Annotated in this window: 15 protein-coding genes; 11 read left to right on the top strand and 4 right to left on the bottom strand. The window is 42.0% G+C overall.

Translation table 11 applies throughout. The annotated features are described in order from the left end of the window. Positions 1-9: 9 nt before the first annotated feature. The gene (locus PSE60_RS12845; protein WP_272665652.1) at positions 10-924 is read right to left on the bottom strand and encodes a LysR substrate-binding domain-containing protein; all 915 of its coding nucleotides are present in this window, start codon (positions 922-924) and stop codon (positions 10-12) included. A 102-nt stretch (positions 925-1,026) separates the two neighbouring features. On the opposite strand from PSE60_RS12845, the gene PSE60_RS12840 reads away from it, so the two are divergent. From PSE60_RS12840 to deoD, 10 genes are all read left to right on the top strand, one after another. Next, on the top strand, positions 1,027-2,091 hold the full coding sequence (locus PSE60_RS12840; RefSeq protein ID WP_004914795.1) for a tartrate dehydrogenase: 1,065 nt from the start codon (positions 1,027-1,029) through the stop codon (positions 2,089-2,091). 202 nt (positions 2,092-2,293) lie between these two features. Next, positions 2,294-3,883, top strand: a complete 1,590-nt coding sequence (gene prfC, locus PSE60_RS12835; RefSeq protein WP_272665650.1) for a peptide chain release factor 3 — start codon at positions 2,294-2,296, stop codon at positions 3,881-3,883. 192 nt (positions 3,884-4,075) lie between these two features. Then, the gene (locus tag PSE60_RS12830; RefSeq protein WP_115166591.1) at positions 4,076-4,486 is read left to right on the top strand and encodes a BON domain-containing protein; all 411 of its coding nucleotides are present in this window, start codon (positions 4,076-4,078) and stop codon (positions 4,484-4,486) included. Positions 4,487-4,618: 132 nt separating this feature from the next. Continuing rightward, the gene (locus tag PSE60_RS12825) at positions 4,619-5,716 is read left to right on the top strand and encodes a patatin-like phospholipase family protein (RefSeq protein WP_272665648.1); all 1,098 of its coding nucleotides are present in this window, start codon (positions 4,619-4,621) and stop codon (positions 5,714-5,716) included. Further along, entirely contained in the window at positions 5,709-6,494 is a 786-nt protein-coding gene (locus PSE60_RS12820; RefSeq protein WP_272665646.1) for a TatD family hydrolase, read from the top strand. Before PSE60_RS12825 ends, PSE60_RS12820 begins: the two co-directional genes overlap by 8 nt. A gap of 305 nt (positions 6,495-6,799) precedes the next feature. Continuing rightward, positions 6,800-8,083, top strand: coding sequence for a NupC/NupG family nucleoside CNT transporter (locus PSE60_RS12815; protein WP_272665677.1), 1,284 nt, complete (start codon positions 6,800-6,802; stop codon positions 8,081-8,083). 473 nt (positions 8,084-8,556) lie between these two features. Continuing rightward, entirely contained in the window at positions 8,557-9,336 is a 780-nt protein-coding gene (gene deoC, locus PSE60_RS12810) for a deoxyribose-phosphate aldolase (protein ID WP_112307952.1), read from the top strand. A gap of 48 nt (positions 9,337-9,384) precedes the next feature. Continuing rightward, entirely contained in the window at positions 9,385-10,707 is a 1,323-nt protein-coding gene (gene deoA / locus PSE60_RS12805; protein WP_272665645.1) for a thymidine phosphorylase, read from the top strand. 52 nt (positions 10,708-10,759) lie between these two features. Beyond that, positions 10,760-11,983, top strand: a complete 1,224-nt coding sequence (deoB, locus tag PSE60_RS12800) for a phosphopentomutase (protein WP_272665644.1) — start codon at positions 10,760-10,762, stop codon at positions 11,981-11,983. Between the two features lie 245 nt (positions 11,984-12,228). Next, the gene (gene deoD, locus PSE60_RS12795) at positions 12,229-12,945 is read left to right on the top strand and encodes a purine-nucleoside phosphorylase (RefSeq protein WP_004914779.1); all 717 of its coding nucleotides are present in this window, start codon (positions 12,229-12,231) and stop codon (positions 12,943-12,945) included. A gap of 59 nt (positions 12,946-13,004) precedes the next feature. On the opposite strand, the gene PSE60_RS12790 is transcribed toward deoD, so the two are convergent. Continuing rightward, positions 13,005-13,499, bottom strand: coding sequence for a GNAT family N-acetyltransferase (locus PSE60_RS12790; RefSeq protein WP_109911839.1), 495 nt, complete (start codon positions 13,497-13,499; stop codon positions 13,005-13,007). 205 nt (positions 13,500-13,704) lie between these two features. On the opposite strand from PSE60_RS12790, the gene PSE60_RS12785 reads away from it, so the two are divergent. After that, positions 13,705-14,724, top strand: a complete 1,020-nt coding sequence (locus PSE60_RS12785) for a hypothetical protein (protein ID WP_209102715.1) — start codon at positions 13,705-13,707, stop codon at positions 14,722-14,724. A gap of 71 nt (positions 14,725-14,795) precedes the next feature. Here PSE60_RS12785 and PSE60_RS12780 read toward each other — a convergent pair whose 3' ends face one another. Beyond that, a complete protein-coding gene (locus PSE60_RS12780) occupies positions 14,796-17,585 on the bottom strand; it encodes a M16 family metallopeptidase (protein ID WP_272665643.1) in 2,790 nt (929 codons plus the stop codon). Further along, entirely contained in the window at positions 17,575-19,281 is a 1,707-nt protein-coding gene (locus tag PSE60_RS12775; protein WP_272665642.1) for an ABC transporter ATP-binding protein/permease, read from the bottom strand. Before PSE60_RS12775 ends, PSE60_RS12780 begins: the two co-directional genes overlap by 11 nt. Positions 19,282-19,329: the final 48 nt, after the last annotated feature.

Below are 19,329 nucleotides of genomic sequence, written 5' to 3'. Positions count from 1 at the left end.
TGGGGTTAACTAAAAACCATGTGATAAGTGAGTCGCAAGGTATTGCTCTAGATTTTCGATAAAGACTCTAAGATTAGCACTCGTTCGGAGACTTCTCGAATATACAGCATAAACATCTGCGGTTTGATGCCATTGCGGTAATACTCGTACTAATTGACCAGACTGTAACTCAGGCTGCACACTCCATTGGGAGCGCAATAGGATCCCTTCACCACTTAAACACCACTGTTTGGCGACTTCACCATTGTTGACGGTTAATTTGCTATTGGGGGTGACCGTCATACTTTCTTGCTGTTGTTCAAGCTTCCATACTGCGGGGGCTTGGTTGCGCTCTTTAATCGCAATACAAAAGTGTTTTTGTTCTAGCTCTTGTGGATATTTTGGATAGCCGTGTGTTGCTAAATAGGTTGGCGAAGCGCACAGAATTCGTTGGTTTTGTGCAATTCGCCTAGCAATAAATTGCTCTGCTATTGCACCGCCAATACAGATATCAACATCAATGTTTTCACTAATAATATCGACAGACTTATCGGTTAAAGTGAGATCAATGCCTAATAAAGGATAATTCCCCCGTAGTGTGAGGATAAACGGGTTAATATAAGTACTGCCAAACCCTGTGCTACAACTGATACGCAGTGAGCCGCGGATCTCTTCGCGACAGGCGTTGAGTTGCTGTTGCATCTGTTCCAATTCAGCTAGCATCACTTCACTGCTACGTAAAATAATTTGCCCTTCATGAGTTAGCTTAATTGAGCGAGCAGTCCTAAAAAATAAAGTTTGTCCTAAATTTTCTTCTAGCAATTTAATGCGTTTAGAAACATAAGCTGGGGACACCAACAGCTGTGAAGCCGCTTGAGAGAAACTCATCAAACGGGCAACTGTGACAAAAACGCGGATATCCTCTAACGAAGGAAGCTTGTTCATAGTTTGTAAACCTAAGGATTACACTTCATATCTATACTTTATCACAGCAACCCCTAAACTGGAGAACAAACAGACATAATTCATTTATCAGAGGTTTTCACAATGTCACAATTTAATATAGCGGTTATTCCTGGTGATGGTATTGGTACCGAAGTGATCCCTGAAGGATTAAAAGTATTAGTAGCAGCAGCCAATAAACACAATGTAAAACTTAACTTTACCCATTTTGATTGGTCGTGCGAAACCTATCACCGTACTGGGCGCATGATGCCTGAAGATGGCTTAGAACAGTTGCAAAAATTTGATGCGATTTTCCTCGGCGCGGTAGGGTTCCCTGGTGTTCCTGATCATATTTCATTATGGGGGCTGCTATTACCCATCCGCCGCGCTTTTAACCAATATGTTAACTTACGCCCTGTACGCTTATTTGATGGCATTAAATGCCCACTAGCAGATAAAAAACCGGGAGATATTGATTTTTATGTCGTGCGTGAAAACGTTGAAGGGGAATACTCTGCGATTGGTGGTATTCAGTACGAAGGTACTGATGAAGAAATGGTATTGCAACAAAGTATTTTTACCCGTAAAGGTACCGACCGTATCTTAAAATATGCTTTTGATTTGGCGCAGTCACGCGAGAAAAAACATTTAAGTTCAGCGACGAAATCTAACGGGCTATTTCATTCAATGCCTTATTGGGATAGCCGTGTAGCCGAAATGGCGAAGCAATACCCAGATATCAAAGTTGACCAATTCCATATTGATATTTTTGCAGCAAACTTAGTGAGAATGCCAGAGTTCTACGATGTGATTGTTGGGTCAAACCTGTTTGGTGATATTTTGTCTGATTTAGGGCCTGCTTGTACCGGAACTATTGCGATTGCGCCATCGGCCAATATTAACCCAGAAAAACAATTCCCATCGATGTTTGAGCCTGTTCACGGGTCAGCACCTGATATCGCAGGGCAAAATATTGCCAACCCGATTGGTACGATTTGGGCAGCCGCCATGATGATGCAGCATTTGGGGTGCCCCGAGATGCATGATTCTATCATGTCCGCAGTAGAAACAGCGATTAAACAACGTCAACATTTGACTCGCGATATGGGAGGTAATGCCAGTACACAGGCGCTAGGGGATGAAATTACCCGTTTAGTCAGTGCCTAAAGGCGGTGTTTATTGAGTCAATTTAGTGAGCCATCGGGGGACTGTTTTGCCTGTTCCTCGATGCTTTGATTGTTAATACCCCCAAGATCTGCGAAAATATCCGCCAATTTTGATTAACAAGACGGATTTGCGACGCCAAGAGCCACATTGAGCCTCTTCGAATGCTTATACAAATCTGTATATAAACGAAAAGAACGGTTAAATGACAGATCAGAACTTTCTCCATGAAGTTAGCACACGCAGAACGTTTGCTATCATATCCCACCCCGATGCGGGTAAAACCACAATCACTGAAAAAGTGTTATTGTTCGGGCATGCTATTCAGCGTGCAGGTACGGTAAAAGGCCGTGGCTCTAATCAACACGCTAAATCTGACTGGATGGAAATGGAAAAGCAGCGTGGTATTTCGATTACTACCTCTGTCATGCAGTTTCCTTATAATGATTGTCTTGTTAACTTACTGGATACCCCAGGTCACGAAGACTTCTCTGAAGATACTTATCGTACATTAACGGCAGTTGACTGCTGCTTGATGGTGATTGACTCAGGTAAAGGGGTTGAAGACCGGACACGTAAACTGATGGAAGTCACCCGTCTACGTGACACCCCAATTTTAACTTTCATGAATAAATTGGACCGTGATATTCGTGACCCGATGGAATTAATGGATGAAGTGGAAAATGAGCTGAAAATTGCTTGTTGTCCAATCACATGGCCTATCGGTTGCGGTAAATTATTCAAGGGTGTTTATCATTTATTACGTGATGAAACAATCCTATACCAAACAGGCCAAGGGCATACGATTCAAGAAGTCCGTATAATTAAAGGGTTAAACAACCCCGATCTCGATGCAGCTGTTGGTGAGGAATTAGCCGCGCAGTTACGCGATGAGTTGGAATTGGTTCAAGGGGCATCCCATGAATTTGACCATGAAGCATTCTTACAGGGTGAATTAACCCCTGTCTTTTTCGGCACTGCGTTAGGTAACTTTGGTGTTGACCATATGTTAGATGGCCTAGTGGAATGGGCTCCACAGCCGCAACCTCGCCAAACAGATTTACGCCAAGTTAATGCGACAGAAGAAAAGTTCACCGGTTTCGTATTTAAAATCCAAGCGAATATGGACCCGAAACACCGTGACCGTGTTGCATTTATGCGTATTGTTTCAGGTACTTATGAAAAAGGCATGAAACTACGTCAAGTGCGTATCAAAAAAGACGTGGTCATTTCTGATGCTTTAACCTTTATGGCGGGGGATCGCTCTCAGGTCGAAAACGCCTATGCAGGGGATATCATTGGGTTACATAACCATGGCACGATTCAAATCGGTGATACCTTCACGCAAGGTGAAGAACTCAAGTTTACGGGGATTCCTAACTTTGCCCCTGAATTATTCCGCCGTATTCGTTTACGTGACCCATTGAAACAAAAACAACTGTTAAAAGGCCTCGTTCAGTTATCTGAAGAGGGAGCGGTACAGGTTTTCCGCCCGTTAACTAACAATGATTTAATTGTTGGTGCGGTAGGGGTGCTGCAGTTTGACGTGGTAGTTTCGCGTTTGAAAAGCGAATATAACGTTGAAGCTATTTATGAAGCCGTTAACGTTTCTACTGCGCGTTGGGTTGAGTGTGATGATGCGAAGAAATTCGAAGAGTTTAAACGCAAAAATGAGCAAAACTTAGCCCTTGATGGTGGCGATAACTTATCTTATATCGCACCGACTATGGTAAATCTTAACCTCACCAGTGAACGTTACCCTGACGTTAAATTCCGTAAAACACGCGAACACTAATTGCGTTGATGACCCACGACTAACAATAGTCAGTGGGTCATCTTATTTCGAACTTCATTTAAAGCTACTTTTCCTGTTTTTTGGTGCTTATCATCAAGAATATTCTGTCTTTATTACCTTTCTCTTTATTTTTTATATTTTTTTACTTAGGCTATATTATTCGTTGTCCATTGCAGTGAAAGGAAGGTTTTTATGAAAAAAGCAAAACTATTGAGCGTGTTAGGAGTTATTGGGTTGAGCTGGGCGCTCGCAGCTTGTAGCTCATCATCGGATAGTGCTTTGAAAAAACAAGCTTCAGAAACGTGGGACAGTGCATCTAAGACAGTGGAAATGGCCGGTAAAGATACTGGAAATGCCATTTCGAGTGGCGCTAAAAATACCGGTGAGTACATTGATGACTCAGCGATTACTGCGGATGTAAAAGGAAAATTACTGGGTACGAAAGGCATTTCAAGTAACAGCGTATCAGTCAAAACCGTCAATGGTGTTGTTTACTTATCCGGTTTCGTAAAATCAGCCGATCAGATGGATAAAATTACCCAAGTTGCATCCCAAGTTAACGGGGTGAAATCAGTGCAAAATGGTTTAGTGATTGCTAACTAATCTATAAATAAATGTCTCAATAGCTCATATTGCTGAATATTTATTGTACAATCTCGATAGAATGGGCTTTCAAAAGGAAGCTCATTCTGTTTTTGAGCTATTTAAAATGAACTTCTGTCATCCAGAGGCATTATGGGAAAACACGTTTCAGTTACACTCGGCACGATTGAGCCGCTAGCATTCTTTGATAATATCAACTCGGGAAAAACTGCCCTGATTTGTGAAGGTGGCGGTCAACGAGGGATTTTTACTGCGGGTGTACTGGATGAGTTTCTTATTTCTGACTTCAACCCTTTTGATCTGATGATAGGTACTTCAGCAGGGGCTCAAAACCTGTCTGCGTATATTTGTGGGCAAGCGGGTTATGCGCGCCGTGTGATCACTCGCTATACGACCAATTCGGCATTTTTTAATCCACTACGTTTTATCCGTGGAGGCCATCTGATTGATTTAGATTGGCTCGTCGACACCACAGCAAAAGAATTCCCATTACGTATACAAGCAGGGCTCGATTTATTAAATTCAGGTCGTGAATTCTATATGGGAGCAAGCCGCAGTGATGATTTTTCGGCTGCTTTTCTAAAGCCGGATGCCGACAACTGGCTCGATATTATTCGTGCATCCAGCGCTATTCCGGGTTTTTATCGGGAAGGTGTTGAATTTGATGGCACGCTTTACCAAGATGGTGGCATTAGTGCTGCTATCCCAGTTGAAGAGGCATACCGCCGCGGTGCAGAGACTATTGTGGTGATCCGTACCGTTCCTTCCCAAATGTATTTTACCCCTGAATGGGTGAAAAGAATGACTCGGTGGCTGGAAGGGGATAAGAATGGCCTACAACGTATGGCCGCGATGCTAAAAGTTCATCTGAAAAGCTACCGTAGAACACAAGAATTTATTGAAAATCCACCAAAAGATGTACAGGTCTTTGAGATTTATCCACCTGTTCCACTGAAAAGCAGTGCGCTGGGCAGTAAGGTGTCTTCGCTTAATCAAGATTACCATACGGGGCGCCGGTGTGGCCGCTATTTTATTGCAGCACTGGGTGATGCCTTTGACCACAACACAAATCGCTTTAGCCATACTTTGGCACAGAAGATTGAGTCTAACCCACTCGATATTCAGCTTGAGCCACAAGTACCAAATGAACTTATTCCGGAATTGGTGACGGAGCCTGCCGCCTCAATACCTCTAGCCGCAATATCAACAAATGAAAATCGTGATGGCTAAACATCAATTTATCGATACCCATTGCCATTTTGATTTTCCACCTTTTAGTGACTCCTTCACTGAAAGTTTGCAGCTTGCTCAACAAAGTGGCGTGAGTGATATTGTTATTCCTACCGTGAGTGTGGATAATTTTGCACGAGTTTGGCAACTGGCACAGCAATATCCGCAGTTACATGCCGCCATGGGGTTTCATCCGTTATATTTGAGCCAATTTCAAGAGAAACACATTGATATTTTGGTTGATTATCTTAACCAAAAAAATAAAAAGTGTGTAGCGATAGGGGAAATTGGGCTCGACCTCTATATGCAAAACCCTCAGTTTGAACGCCAGCAAGTGGTGTTGTCCGCACAATTGAAGCTAGCGAAACAGTTTGATTTGCCAGTTATTTTGCATTCACGTAAAAGTCATGACCCACTAGCGGCGATGCTACGTCGTTTTGATGTTCCTGCCCGTGGAGTCGTACATGGCTTTGCTGGTAGCCTATCTCAGGCACAAGCCTTTGTTAAACTTGGTTATTATATTGGTGTCGGTGGGACAATTACCTATGAAAGAGCGAATAAAACTCGCTATGTGATGTCACAACTTCCGTTGACTTCATTATTATTCGAAACGGATGCCCCCGATATGCCTGTTTCAGGTTTTCAAGGCGAGCCAAATCGACCTGAACGTATTGAGTGGGTTTTTCGTTCATTATGTGAGCTTCGCCACGAATCCCCTGCAGAAATAGCCCAACAACTTTACAACAATAGTTTGTCGTTATTTAATCTTTCCCAGTAAAACTGCATACATAATCATAAATAATATTTATATAATTTCATTAATTAGCTATTTAAATCTATTTGGTTTTTATTGTGATTAATTGGGACTTTAGTGCCTTTCCAGACTAAACTGAGTTGATTTTGTGATTTTTGTCACATTGTGTGAATTTTTGTTGTTTATTGCAGTATGTATTTGTGATGAGTATTGCGGGTTATTGGTGATGACTAGGTATAATCATCAAATTAAGAGTCAAGGCGACTTACACGTTTCCTTATATATCAACCTAAAATAAAGTGAACAGGGATCCTTCCATGCAGCTCATTATGAGTATTATCGGAATGGCGGTACTTATCGCGATAGCTATTCTATTTTCCAGCAATCGCCGAGCAATTAGGCTACGCACAGTTGGCGGCGCATTTTTAATTCAATTAGCCATTGGTGCATTTGTTCTTTATGTTCCAGCGGGGCGTAGTGTGCTCCAAGGGATGTCTGACGCGGTTTCTAAAGTTATTGGATATGGCCAAGATGGGATGAGCTTCATCTTTGGTGGCCTAGTTTCCGATAAAATGTTTGAGCTGTTTGGTGGCGGTGGTTTTATTTTTGCTTTCCGCGTTTTGCCAATCATTGTTTTCTTCTCTTCATTGATTGCTGTCCTTTACTACTTAGGGATCATGCAGTTAGTGATTAAAATACTTGGTGGTGGCCTACAAAAAATATTGGGAACCTCAAGAACAGAATCGTTATCTGCGACAGCAAATATCTTTGTTGGGCAAACGGAAGCGCCATTGGTTGTTCGTCCTTACATTGCAACAATGACGACATCAGAGTTATTTGCCATTATGTGTGGTGGTTTAGCGTCTGTCGCGGGTTCAGTTTTGGCGGGTTATGCACAAATGGGTGTACCGATGGAATACCTGATTGCTGCTTCCTTTATGGCCGCTCCAGGTGGTTTGTTATTTGCCAAGCTGATGGTTCCAGAAACAGAAGATGTAAAAGATAGGGTTGATGCGACAGATTTAGTCGCTGAAGATGAACGCCCTGCCAATATCATTGATGCGGCCGCTTCTGGGGCATCATCCGGGATGCAACTAGCGCTGAACGTGGGTGCAATGTTATTGGCGTTTATCGCTTTAATTGCATTGATCAATGGTATCTTAGGTGGCATTGGTGGCTGGTTTGATTATCCGCAGCTGTCACTGGAACTATTGTTAGGTTGGTTATTTGCCCCAATCGCATACTTAATTGGTGTGCCGTGGAGTGAAGCGACAATTGCCGGTTCTTTCATCGGCCAAAAAATTGTCGTGAATGAGTTTGTTGCATTCATGAACTTTGGTGAATATATGAAAGCGGATGCTGAAGTACTGGCGGCAGGTAAACAAGTACTTTCTGACCATACTAAAGCGATTATTTCATTTGCATTATGTGGTTTTGCTAACCTTTCATCCGTCGCTATCTTACTCGGTGGTTTAGGCGGAATGGCGCCAAATCGCCGTGGTGATGTTGCTCGTTTAGGTATGAAAGCGGTTATGGCCGGTACCCTGTCTAACTTAATGAGTGCAACGATTGCTGGCTTTTTCTTGACGCTAGGCGCAGCGGCAGTCATTTAAATTATATTGGCTATCAACCAATTCAATTAGACGGAAGGGGAATAATCCTTCCGTTTTCATTTTGATTCGCTATATTCTTTTGTGACTTTTTATATCAATCGTAAATTTTCAACTATTCTTAACTTAGTCAATTAATGATAAAGAATACATTGAAAAGCCATTTGAGAGAAAAATGGATGGCGAGAGAAGGTATAATTAGATGTAGATCACATTTTATATTTTAATAATGTAACATTCAGTCGATTAATGTGATTTGTAGCACATAAAATGGCATCATTCCATGGTCAAATAGGCATTAGTAAGCTGCTATGGAACTGCTAGTTCTCAGAGTCTAGGACTCTAGGGCATGATGCGGTGAGAAGGATCTCAGCTGCTCAGTTCGGAAAGCATCCGACTAGCATCTTTAAGGAACCAAGCCCGCTCGCCAACAAAGAACGTGTCGTTCTGAAGAATTAACAACGTTGGAGAGTTATATGACTGATTTAAAAGCGGCCGCACAACGCGCGCTGTCCCTTATGGATTTAACCACTTTAAATGATGACGATACTGATGCGAAAGTCATCGCGCTGTGCCATCAGGCGAAAAGCCCTGCAGGCAATACGGCAGCAATCTGTATTTATCCTCGTTTTATTCCAATCGCACGTAAAACATTACGTGAGCAAGGCACTCCAGATGTACGAATTGCAACGGTCACAAATTTCCCTCACGGTAACGATGATATTGATATCGCATTAGCTGAAACTAAAGCGGCGATTGCTTACGGTGCGGACGAAGTTGACGTGGTATTCCCTTATCGCGCATTGATTGCCGGTAATGAGCAAATTGGTTTTGACTTAGTGAAAGCCTGTAAAGATGCTTGCGCAGCAGCCAATGTGTTGTTGAAAGTGATCATTGAAACAGGTGAGTTAAAAGATGCAGCATTAATCCGTAAAGCTTCTGAAATTTCCATTAAAGCGGGCGCAGATTTTATTAAAACGTCAACAGGTAAAGTGCCTGTTAATGCAACATTAGAAAGCGCAGAAATCATGATGCAAGTTATCCATGATATGGGCGTGAAAAAAACAGTAGGTTTTAAACCCGCTGGTGGCGTACGTACCGCAGAAGAAGCGGCAGAATACTTAGCGTTAGCTGGTCGAATTTTAGGTGATGATTGGGCAGATAGCCGCCATTTCCGTTTTGGTGCTTCTAGCTTATTAGCAAATTTATTAAATACGCTGGGTTTTGACGTTAAAAAATCAAGCAGCAGCTATTAATTTTCGCAATATCGTTAGCCGATAAATTCGACTTTAAAGGAGCATATTGTGTTTCTGGCACAAGAAATTATCCGTAAAAAACGTGATGGTAAGCCATTAAGCGAAGAAGAGATTCGTTTCTTTATCAATGGTGTTCGCGATAACTCAGTTTCAGAAGGTCAAATTGCTGCATTGGCAATGACTATCTATTTTAATGATATGACCATGCCTGAGCGTGTTGCATTAACGCTAGCCATGCGTGATTCAGGAACTGTTCTGAACTGGAAATCACTCAATCTCAATGGCCCATTAGTTGATAAACATTCAACTGGCGGTGTGGGTGATGTCACTTCATTAATGCTCGGCCCAATGGTCGCAGCGTGTGGTGGCTATGTACCGATGATCTCAGGTCGTGGTTTAGGCCACACCGGTGGCACATTAGATAAACTCGAAGCGATCCCTAATTTCGATATTTTCCCAGATGATGTTCGTTTCCGTGACATTATTAGAGATGTCGGGGTAGCAATTATTGGGCAAACCAATTCATTAGCACCTGCAGACAAACGTTTTTATGCAACCCGTGATATCACAGCAACAGTGGATTCCATTCCGTTAATTACAGCTTCGATCTTAGGTAAAAAATTGGCTGAAGGCCTTGATGCTCTAGTGATGGACGTTAAAGTTGGCTCAGGTGCATTTATGCCAACTTATGAGAAGTCAGAACAGTTAGCTGAGTCTATTGTTAAAGTTGCGAATGGGGCAGGTTGTAAAACCACCGCATTATTGACTGACATGAATGAAGTGTTGGCATCCAGTGCCGGTAACGCTGTTGAAGTACGTGAAGCTGTACAATTTTTGACAGGTGAATATCGTAATCCACGTCTTTATGAAGTCACCATGGCATTATGCGTAGAAATGTTAGTGTCTGGTTCATTAGCCGCAAACCGCGAAGAAGCACGTCAAAAATTACAGGCAGTATTAGACAATGGTAAAGCGGCTGAAGTGTTTGGCCGTATGGTTGCAGCGCAAAAAGGGCCTGCTGATTTTGTTGAAAATTACAACAAATACTTGCCAACTGCGGTACTGAGCAAAGCGGTTTATGCACCAAAAGACGGCATTATCACGCAAATGGATACCCGTGCGCTGGGAATGTCTGTCGTGACTTTAGGTGGTGGTCGTCGTAAAGCGACAGACCCAATTGATTATAGTGTTGGTTTGAGTGATATCGCTGCGTTAGGTGCCAAAGTGGATACCCAAACGCCACTGGCAATTATCCATGCAAATAGTGAAAAAGCGTGGGAAGAAGCAGCGAAGGAAGTGCGTGAAGCGATGGTGATTGGAGATAAAGCACCTGAAGCAACACCAATGGTTTATCGCCAAATCAGCGAGTAATACACAAGATTTTAGTGGTATATCGTATTTAAAAATACCGCAGGAGAAAAATATGAAACGCACATTTATTATGGTTTTGGATTCCTTTGGGATCGGTGCTGCACACGATGCACATAAATTTGGTGATGAAGGCTCAAATACGTTGGGTCACATTGCAGATGCTTGCGCACGCGGCGAAGCGGATATTGGTCGTAAAGGGCCTCTGCATTTACCGAATTTAACAAAATTAGGTTTAGGTAAAGCAGGAGAGGAATCAAGCGGTTCATTCCCTGCGGGCCTTGATCCTAATGCAGAAATTATTGGCGCATACGCTTATGCGAGCGAAATTTCTTCGGGTAAAGATACTCCGTCAGGTCACTGGGAAATTGCGGGTGTGCCTGTCCTATTTGATTGGGGTTATTTCTCTGATGAAGAAAACAGCTTCCCACAAGAACTGCTGGATACTTTAGTCGAGAAAGCAAATTTGCCGGGCTATTTAGGTAACTGCCATTCATCCGGTACAGTTATCCTCGATCAACTGGGTGAAGAGCACATGAAAACCGGTAAACCGATTTTCTATACCTCTGCTGACTCCGTATTCCAAATTGCGTGTCACGAAGAAACTTATGGCTTAGATAAACTGTATGAGCTGTGCGAAATCGCACGTGAAGAGTTAACCAAAGGTGGTTATAACATTGGTCGTGTTATCGCGCGTCCATTTGTTGGTGACAAAGCGGGTAACTTCACACGTACAGGTAACCGTCATGACTTAGCGGTAGAGCCACCGGCACCGACTGTGTTGAAAAAACTGGTTGATGAAAAACAAGGTGAAGTGGTTTCTATCGGTAAAATTGCTGATATTTACGCACATGTTGGTATCACTAAGAAAATTAAAGCCACAGGCATTGATGCACTGTTCGATGCAACGGTAGAAGAAATGAAACTGGCGGGTGATAACACCATCGTTTTCACTAACTTTGTGGACTTTGACTCAGCATACGGCCACCGCCGTGATGTGGCTGGTTATGCCGCAGCATTAGAATTGTTCGACCGTCGTTTACCTGAACTAATGAAATTAGTGAAAGAAGATGACATTCTGATTTTAACGGCTGACCACGGTTGTGACCCAACTTGGCCAGGTACAGACCATACCCGTGAGCACATCCCAGTGCTGATTTATGGACCAAAAGTGAAACCAGGTTCATTAGGTCACCGTGAAACGTTCGCGGACATAGGGCAGACAGTTGCTAAGTACTTTGATTTGTCGCCGATGGAGTATGGTAAACCAATGCTCTAACACCCATTACCCGTCATTCTTTGAGCTGTCGCGGTGTTGGCTGCATAAAATCCCCCTAATCACATACTTATGTATGCTCATAGGGATGATTTTCTTTGCCGCCTAGCGACAACTCAAATTATTTAGGGTAATTGTGCGCAATTAAAGGTAATGGGCAAGGCTTTGCCGTCATCTTTTTTTAATAATAAGGTGGGAAAGCCACCTCATTAACTTAAAAATATTTAATCATTTAAAGGGAAATAATCATGGCAACTCCACATATTAATGCAGAAATGGGTGATTTCGCTGATGTCGTTCTGATGCCAGGCGACCCATTACGTGCAAAATACATCGCTGAAACCTTCCTTCAGGATGTTCGCCAAGTCAATAATGTGCGTGGCATGTTAGGTTTTACAGGGACTTATAAAGGTCGTAAAATTTCTGTTATGGGTCACGGTATGGGGATCCCTTCATGCTCCATTTACGCGAAAGAACTGATCACTGATTTTGGTGTAAAAGTGATTATTCGTGTGGGTTCATGTGGCGCAGTAATGGATGATGTCAAATTGCGTGATGTTGTGATTGGTATGGGCGCTTGTACTGATTCACGTGTTAACCGTCAACGTTTTAAAGAAAATGATTTTGCAGCGATTGCAGACTATGACTTAGTCCATAATGCGGTTGAAGCAGCAAAAGCAAGAAACGTGAATGTACGTGTGGGTAACTTGTTCTCAGCAGACCTATTTTACTCACCAGATCCTGATATGTTCAAAGTGATGGAAAAATACGGCATTCTGGGTGTTGAGATGGAAGCTGCGGGTATCTATGGTGTTGCCGCTGAGTTTGGTGCTCGCGCGTTAACGATTTGTACCGTTTCTGACCACATCAAAACTGGCGAACAAACCACGTCAGAAGAACGTCAAACCACGTTCAATGAGATGATTGAAATTGCACTGGATTCCGTGTTGTTAGGTGACAAATAGTCGTTAGACGTTTTCATGATGCGCTAAAATGCCACCTATTGTGTGGCATTTTTTTATCGCTATTTTTTGATCCTACTCATCATCACCGCATCAACATATTGCCCATCACGAAATGCATAATCTTTCATGCGGCCTTCTAGTTCAAAACCAAACTTTTCATACAGCCCGACGCCACTACCATTTGCGGCGAATACTTCTAATTCTATGCGATGGACATTCAGCCAGTTGTCACAGTAATCCACCATCACTCGCATCAGTTGTGAGCCAATACCTTTGCCTTGGTGGGCTTCACTAACGGTAATCCCGAAGGTAGCCACATGGCGGCGACGTATTTGGCTTGGTTGATGAATAACGAGTAACCCGACAACGACATCATCAATAGTGGCCACAAACTGTGTGACTAGCGGGTCATTAGCACTTAGGCGAGCTTCCCACGTATTTGTTGTTGGGTATGGCAGTTGTAAAGTATTCGCATACGCGGAATAGTCAGCGTGCATTTGGGTGATTGCAGACACATCGTCCAGTGTTGCTCTGCGGATGGTTACGTTGTTCACATCGAGTCTCTTTATCGTTATTTATTATAAGAATATTAATCACATTAAAACGATGACCTGTCAATCGATAGTCATCAACGTCATGAAAGGCATTACAAATTGAGTGACTAAAAATAGACAAAATCGCTATCTGATATCACAACATAATAAATAGATATACGATTTTGGCTATATAGCGTTCAGTAATTTATTCAGAGGAATTATTATGCTTGAATCAATGGGTAGGAAAAACATTTTAGTTAACTTAACAGCGAGCAAGGAGCATATAAAAAATGCCCCAAAAAAAATTAAAAAATATGTTACTAAGCAAATAAAAAATATTAAGCAGACTCGAACGTTATCGCCTATAAATCTAAGAGGAAAGAATAAAAATAATATTGATGAGATTAAATATGCAGAGGCCCCTCTTCACGGTGTATTGAAAGGTAGTAATCTACCCCAAGTTGGACTTGAAAGAAACGAATATAGAATAAGAGTCATTGAGAAGCCGGAATGGCCACCATTAATGGAAGCGATTGCCATTCCAAATGAAATGGAAAAAAGCTTCTATAGCTTATTGAAAAATAATAAAGTAGATGAGAGAGATGTTGATTTAATTAAAGAAATAATTAGCGAAATGAAAAAAACGAAATCATCGGATGACATTGTTATTAAACTTTATGATTTTTATGAGCTTTTTTTAGATAAAGAATATGTTACAAATAAATTTATTGTTAACTATTTAGAAGAACCAATGGGGATAGCTAAAGATACGCAATGTACTAATTTAGAATCTTTTCCTCCGCTACCATCACAAGCAACTATAACAACACCAGAACCGATTGATGTTGCTGATGAGTTATATAAGGAATTAACTAAAACCATTTCTAAAATGAGTAGATTAAAGGATGTTCCCGATGAACTATTTATTCACTTTAAAGATAATATTTTAAAATTGAAGGAAAATGAGAAACCAGAGATATTTATTAAAAAACTAAATTCCCTATTCGAATATGGATTTGATATCTTATCACAGGCAACGTTAGGTAGAATTGAGAGTAATCTTGCTGATTATATAAAAATAGATACTGAAATAGTCAAGCCTATCCATATATTCGATGATATCAAAATGAAACCTAAAAGCTTACGGGAGCGATTATTAAATGCTATTGAATGGAAATTATTTTTCTTTATAAAAAAAGCAAAAGAAGTTTATTTAGAGATGAAAAAATTTTTTCGTTTTTGAATAGCAATAATGATAGTTCGGGATAGAAAAGCCAACAATATATTGTTGGCTTTCTAACCTTGATTTAGTAATTAAGGCGTCATCATAAACACTTTTGAATTCTGCCCTAAATACTGACGAGCCAAGCGGTTAATATCCTCAACCGTGAGTTGGCGAATAATATCTTGCTCTTGATTTAAACGCTGATATTGCCCATCATCTGCAGTAATTTGTGCCAAAGCTTCGGTCCAATAGCTTGAACTATCCGTCACTTGTGAATTTTCAGTGAGCCAAATATTTTTTGCTTCAGTTAACTCTTTTTCACTCACACCTGTTTGACGAATTTGCCCAATCGTTTTTTGGGCGATTTGCGTCATTTCTTCAGCGCGCTCAGGTGACGTGGTGAAATTCAAGCGAGCGAGGTAATAAGGTTGCGGTTTTTTCGCTAACATCTGTGAAAAACCTAATGCATAGATCCCGCTGGCTTTTTCACGTAATTCGCCGCGCAGACGTTGGCTCACAATGGTATCAATAAGTTGAATTGCTAAGCTATCTTGTTGGTTCCACACGGCGGGTGAGGCGAATTGAATGCTGACCATGCTTTTATCACTACTACTGATGGGATAAGTTTTATTAAAACTGGCCATTTTAGGCATAATCCCTTGGTTGCGAGATACCAGTTTTTGGTTACTTTGCGGCAGTGATGCAACCCATTGCTCTAACAGCGGTTTTAGCTCACGACTATTCATTGCACCTGTAATGACCAGTGTCATATCTGCTGTTGACGTGAGTAATTGGCGGTTGGCTTGCTGCAACTGTTGAGCCGTAAATTGTTGCCAGCTACCCTGTGGATTGATCACTAAAAATTCACCATGGGTATAGCTTTCTTTATTGATATTATCGAGGAACGTGCGTTCTACGGGGGTTTTGGATAAGTTTAAAGCAAAGGATTGTTTTTGTTGCTCTAACTTTTCACCACTAAATTGCGGCGCTGTTAGCTTCAAGTTGAGTAGTTGTAGAGCCGTTTCGAGGTTATCGACAGGGGTTTTTCCACGAAAACCATGTGTGAGTAATTCACTGTATGGGCGAACGCTAATTTGGTTTTGTTTTGCCAGTAAAGCCAGATCGCGAGCGCTGTAGTTCCCATAACCGCTGCTTTCAGGAAGTTTTAATGCCCAATCGGTTAAACCTGCCGTTTGTTGTGTTTCTAACGAGCGACCACCGGGTAATTGCAAGTTAAATTGAATATCATCTTTCAGGTTTTTATCTGTTTTAACAATTACTTGAATACCATTGCTTAATATCCAATGCTCTGTTTTTTCAACCGGTAGCTTAGATTGCTCAACAATATCCCCTTTGGGAACTTGAGGTAGCTGTAGTTGAATCGCTTTGGAGCGCAGCGTAAATGGCCCTGGTGTGCTTTGGCGTATTTTAAGCCATTGTTGATTAAATGCAGACTTATCCATTGTCGCGGCATCTGTATCTGGCCCAATTAATGCTAAACGCGGGGAGGCGGTTTGTAGGAATTTAGCGACATGCTGTTGTAAATCCTGTGGTTTGACAGATTTTATCAACTGGTAGCTGTTATCTAACTGCTGGCGCTTATTCCACATCGGCATGTCATACTCAAGTGCTGTAGTGAGTTGCCCCGCTAAATATTCATTACTATAGCGTTGTTCTGAAGCGGCTTGCAGGCTAAATTTTTTCAACATGGTTTGCTTTGCAGAATCCAGTTCTTCTTGGGTAACTGGCTCAGTAGCAAGGCGTTGCAGCTCTGTAAATAAAATCTCAGTCGCACCTTGGTAATCATTGCCTTTGGGGTGGATGATCATCAACTGTTGTAAGCGCTGGTTATCTAACATTGCCCCTTGTTCATTGATGCTAATTGACGGTAAAACGCCGTTATCTACCATGACGGAGAAACGCTGGTTTAAAATGGCTAACCAGAGGTTATCGAGTAAATCTTCGGACTGCCCTAAGCGCGTATTTAGCGGTGCATTAACATCCTTTTGTAAGGCAAATTGCACATAACGCGCCCCTTGCTCTTTATCAAACACGCCTTGCACTAACATATTGGTTGAATGGGCAAATTGTTTCCACTGTGGGTTATCTTCTGCCACTTTTTCGGGTTTAGGGAGCGCAAATAAATTATCAACCTGATTGCGTACAGATGAACTATTAAAATCACCAATAATTAATAGTGACATTCGCTGAGGTTGATACCATGTTTGATAATAGTTTTTTGCTTGCTCAATCGGGGCATTGCGTACCACATCTAATGAACCTATCGGGTTGCGATCGACGTATCGGCTACCGTGGTAACGTAATTTTTCTAAACTATCATTGATGCGATAGCCCATTCCTTGGCGTAAGCGCCACTCTTCAACAATGACAGGGCGTTCTTTTTCAAAGGCATCTTGGTCAAAGGTCATATTTGACGCCCAATCAGCCATCACTTGTAAGCCCGTGGTGACTTGTGCTGTCGTGGCTTCAGGGAGTGATAATTTATATAGTGTGGAATTTAAACTGGTGATCGCATTAACATGGCTACCGAGTTTAAGTCCTTGGTGTTCAAGCTGTTTGAACCCTGTAGTTCCCGGAAAATGTTTGGTGCCTTTAAACGCCATATGTTCAGTAAAGTGCGCGAGGCCAAGTTGCTGTTCATTTTCTTGCAGTGAACCGCTACTGACCAACAAACGCAGTTCAACTCCAGGTTGATTGCGTTGTAGAAGGTAAACTTGCAGTCCATTTTCGAGTTGATAGTGTTGCAGGTCACCACGCACGGGTAACAGTGAGGTTGAATTTTGGCTCACAGATGTGCTGCCTGCGCAGCCACCGAGCAGAATGCTTACCAGTGTGGCGAAGGTAATTTTACGAAGCATATTCAGGCGTTCCTGTATTTAAGGATTTTTCACTCGCAGGTTCAACGAGCAATATTTGTTGTTCCGCAAATTGAGCAACGAAGCTCTGATGGCTAACCAAAATAATGGCACTGTCATGTAACTCAGCTTTCAATAGAGCGAGGAGTTCTAATGCGCTGTTTTCATCAAGGGCAGAGGTGGTTTCATCCAATAACAGTAGTTTTGGTCGGTTGAGCAATAAACGCGCAAACATAATGCGCTGCTGTTCTCCACCAGATAGGCGGTTGTTCCAATCAGTTTCGAGTGCGAGTTGGTGATGCAGCTTTTCTAACCCGACTAACATCAATGCATATTGAAAATCTTGCTGACTAAATTGGGATGTTGCTTTGGGATAAGCCAATAAGCTATCAAGCCGACTAATTGGTAAATAGAGGCGTTGTGGGATCCACATCACTTTTTCTGTTCGGCTGATAGTGCCGTTGAAGAAAGGCCAATGCCCACTTAGCGTGCGTAATAAGGTGGATTTACCAACACCAGAACGGCCACTAATCAAGGTTAATTCGCCTTGTTTGGCGGTTATATTCACGGAATTAATTAAGCAGCGGTTGTCTGCGGTAGAAACGGATAATTTAGCGACCAAAGGTGGTGATTTTTCGTCGATAGTAACCACCGCTTTGTTATCGTTTTCCAATAAAACCACAAAGTTGTATAAACGAGAGACTGTAGCTTGCCATGCGGCGATTTCTTTATAGGCAAAAATAAACCAACCGAGTGAAGTGGCAACACTGGTAAAGGCTTGGCGCAATTGCATTAAGCCACCCAACATGATTTCACCCGCAAGGAATTTAGGCAATGCGAGTAATACAGGCGCTAAGGCGGTAACTTGTTGGTAACCCACTGTGTAGAAAGAGAGGTTCCGCTCACAACGGATCAAGCGGTTCCAGTTGCTAATAATTTCACCAAAGCGCCTCATCAGTTCTTTTCTATCTTGAGTTTCACCACGCTGCCCTGCAATGGCATCACCATGTTGGCGGCAATTAATTAGCGAGCTACGGTAATCCGCTTCGCGGCGCTGTTTATCCATATGCAAACGGCGAAGTGGGAAACCAATCCATTGGGTAAGTGCAATACCAATGAGGGTATAAATAATACAAGCCCAGAACATATACCCAGGAATGGTCCAGTCGCTATCGGCAAAGTTAAACGACAGGCTACCGGAAAGTGTCCAAAGGATGGTCGCAAATGAAATCAGAGTTAACATTGAGTGGAGGAATGTCACCACTAAATTTAATGTCGATTCAATCAGTAAACGAATATCTTCGGCAATACGTTGGTCTGGGTTATCTGGCTCTTGTGATGTCAGCCTTAATAGGTAATGTTTGCTATTTGGGGATAACCAACGGCTAAGTATTTGCTCCGTCATGCCTTTACGCCAGCGGATAATCAGCATTTGTTTTAGGTAATTACCCATAACAACGACAAAAATTAGCCCGCTGACTAAAATCACAAAGTATTGCAATAAGCCATACAGCGCTTGGCCGTCGAGTTTTTGTAGGGCGTTATAAAAATCCCCATTCCACATGTTCATTTTGACGTTGAACCAAACTGAGGACAACGTGAGCCCGAGTGAGGCAAACAGCAGTATCCAGCACAAAAGGGCAGCACGCTGCCCCCAAAAAGGTTTTACTAAATAGAAAAATTGTTTCAGTGTCTTCATGACGTTTTATTCATTTGTTGTTTTATTTTAATGGCTTATATTTTTTAA

This window comes from Providencia sp. PROV174, from assembly GCF_028480685.1.
Taxonomy (GTDB): domain Bacteria; phylum Pseudomonadota; class Gammaproteobacteria; order Enterobacterales; family Enterobacteriaceae; genus Providencia; species Providencia rettgeri.
This window is presented reverse-complemented; position numbering and strand designations above follow the sequence as displayed.

Excerpts from the sequence above, each read along its gene's own strand:
- PSE60_RS12845 (WP_272665652.1), bottom strand. The coding sequence starts at position 924 with ATGAACAAGCTTCCTTCGTTAGAGGATATCCGCGTTTTTGTCACAGTT.
- PSE60_RS12785 (WP_209102715.1), top strand. The coding sequence starts at position 13,705 with ATGCTTGAATCAATGGGTAGGAAAAACATTTTAGTTAACTTAACAGCG.
- PSE60_RS12780 (WP_272665643.1), bottom strand. The coding sequence starts at position 17,585 with ATGCTTCGTAAAATTACCTTCGCCACACTGGTAAGCATTCTGCTCGGT.
- PSE60_RS12775 (WP_272665642.1), bottom strand. The coding sequence starts at position 19,281 with ATGAAGACACTGAAACAATTTTTCTATTTAGTAAAACCTTTTTGGGGG.
- prfC (WP_272665650.1), top strand. The coding sequence starts at position 2,294 with ATGACAGATCAGAACTTTCTCCATGAAGTTAGCACACGCAGAACGTTT.
- PSE60_RS12815 (WP_272665677.1), top strand. The coding sequence starts at position 6,800 with ATGAGTATTATCGGAATGGCGGTACTTATCGCGATAGCTATTCTATTT.
- PSE60_RS12840 (WP_004914795.1), top strand. The coding sequence starts at position 1,027 with ATGTCACAATTTAATATAGCGGTTATTCCTGGTGATGGTATTGGTACC.
- deoB (WP_272665644.1), top strand. The coding sequence starts at position 10,760 with ATGAAACGCACATTTATTATGGTTTTGGATTCCTTTGGGATCGGTGCT.
- deoD (WP_004914779.1), top strand. The coding sequence starts at position 12,229 with ATGGCAACTCCACATATTAATGCAGAAATGGGTGATTTCGCTGATGTC.
- PSE60_RS12830 (WP_115166591.1), top strand. The coding sequence starts at position 4,076 with ATGAAAAAAGCAAAACTATTGAGCGTGTTAGGAGTTATTGGGTTGAGC.
- deoC (WP_112307952.1), top strand. The coding sequence starts at position 8,557 with ATGACTGATTTAAAAGCGGCCGCACAACGCGCGCTGTCCCTTATGGAT.
- PSE60_RS12825 (WP_272665648.1), top strand. The coding sequence starts at position 4,619 with ATGGGAAAACACGTTTCAGTTACACTCGGCACGATTGAGCCGCTAGCA.
- PSE60_RS12820 (WP_272665646.1), top strand. The coding sequence starts at position 5,709 with ATGGCTAAACATCAATTTATCGATACCCATTGCCATTTTGATTTTCCA.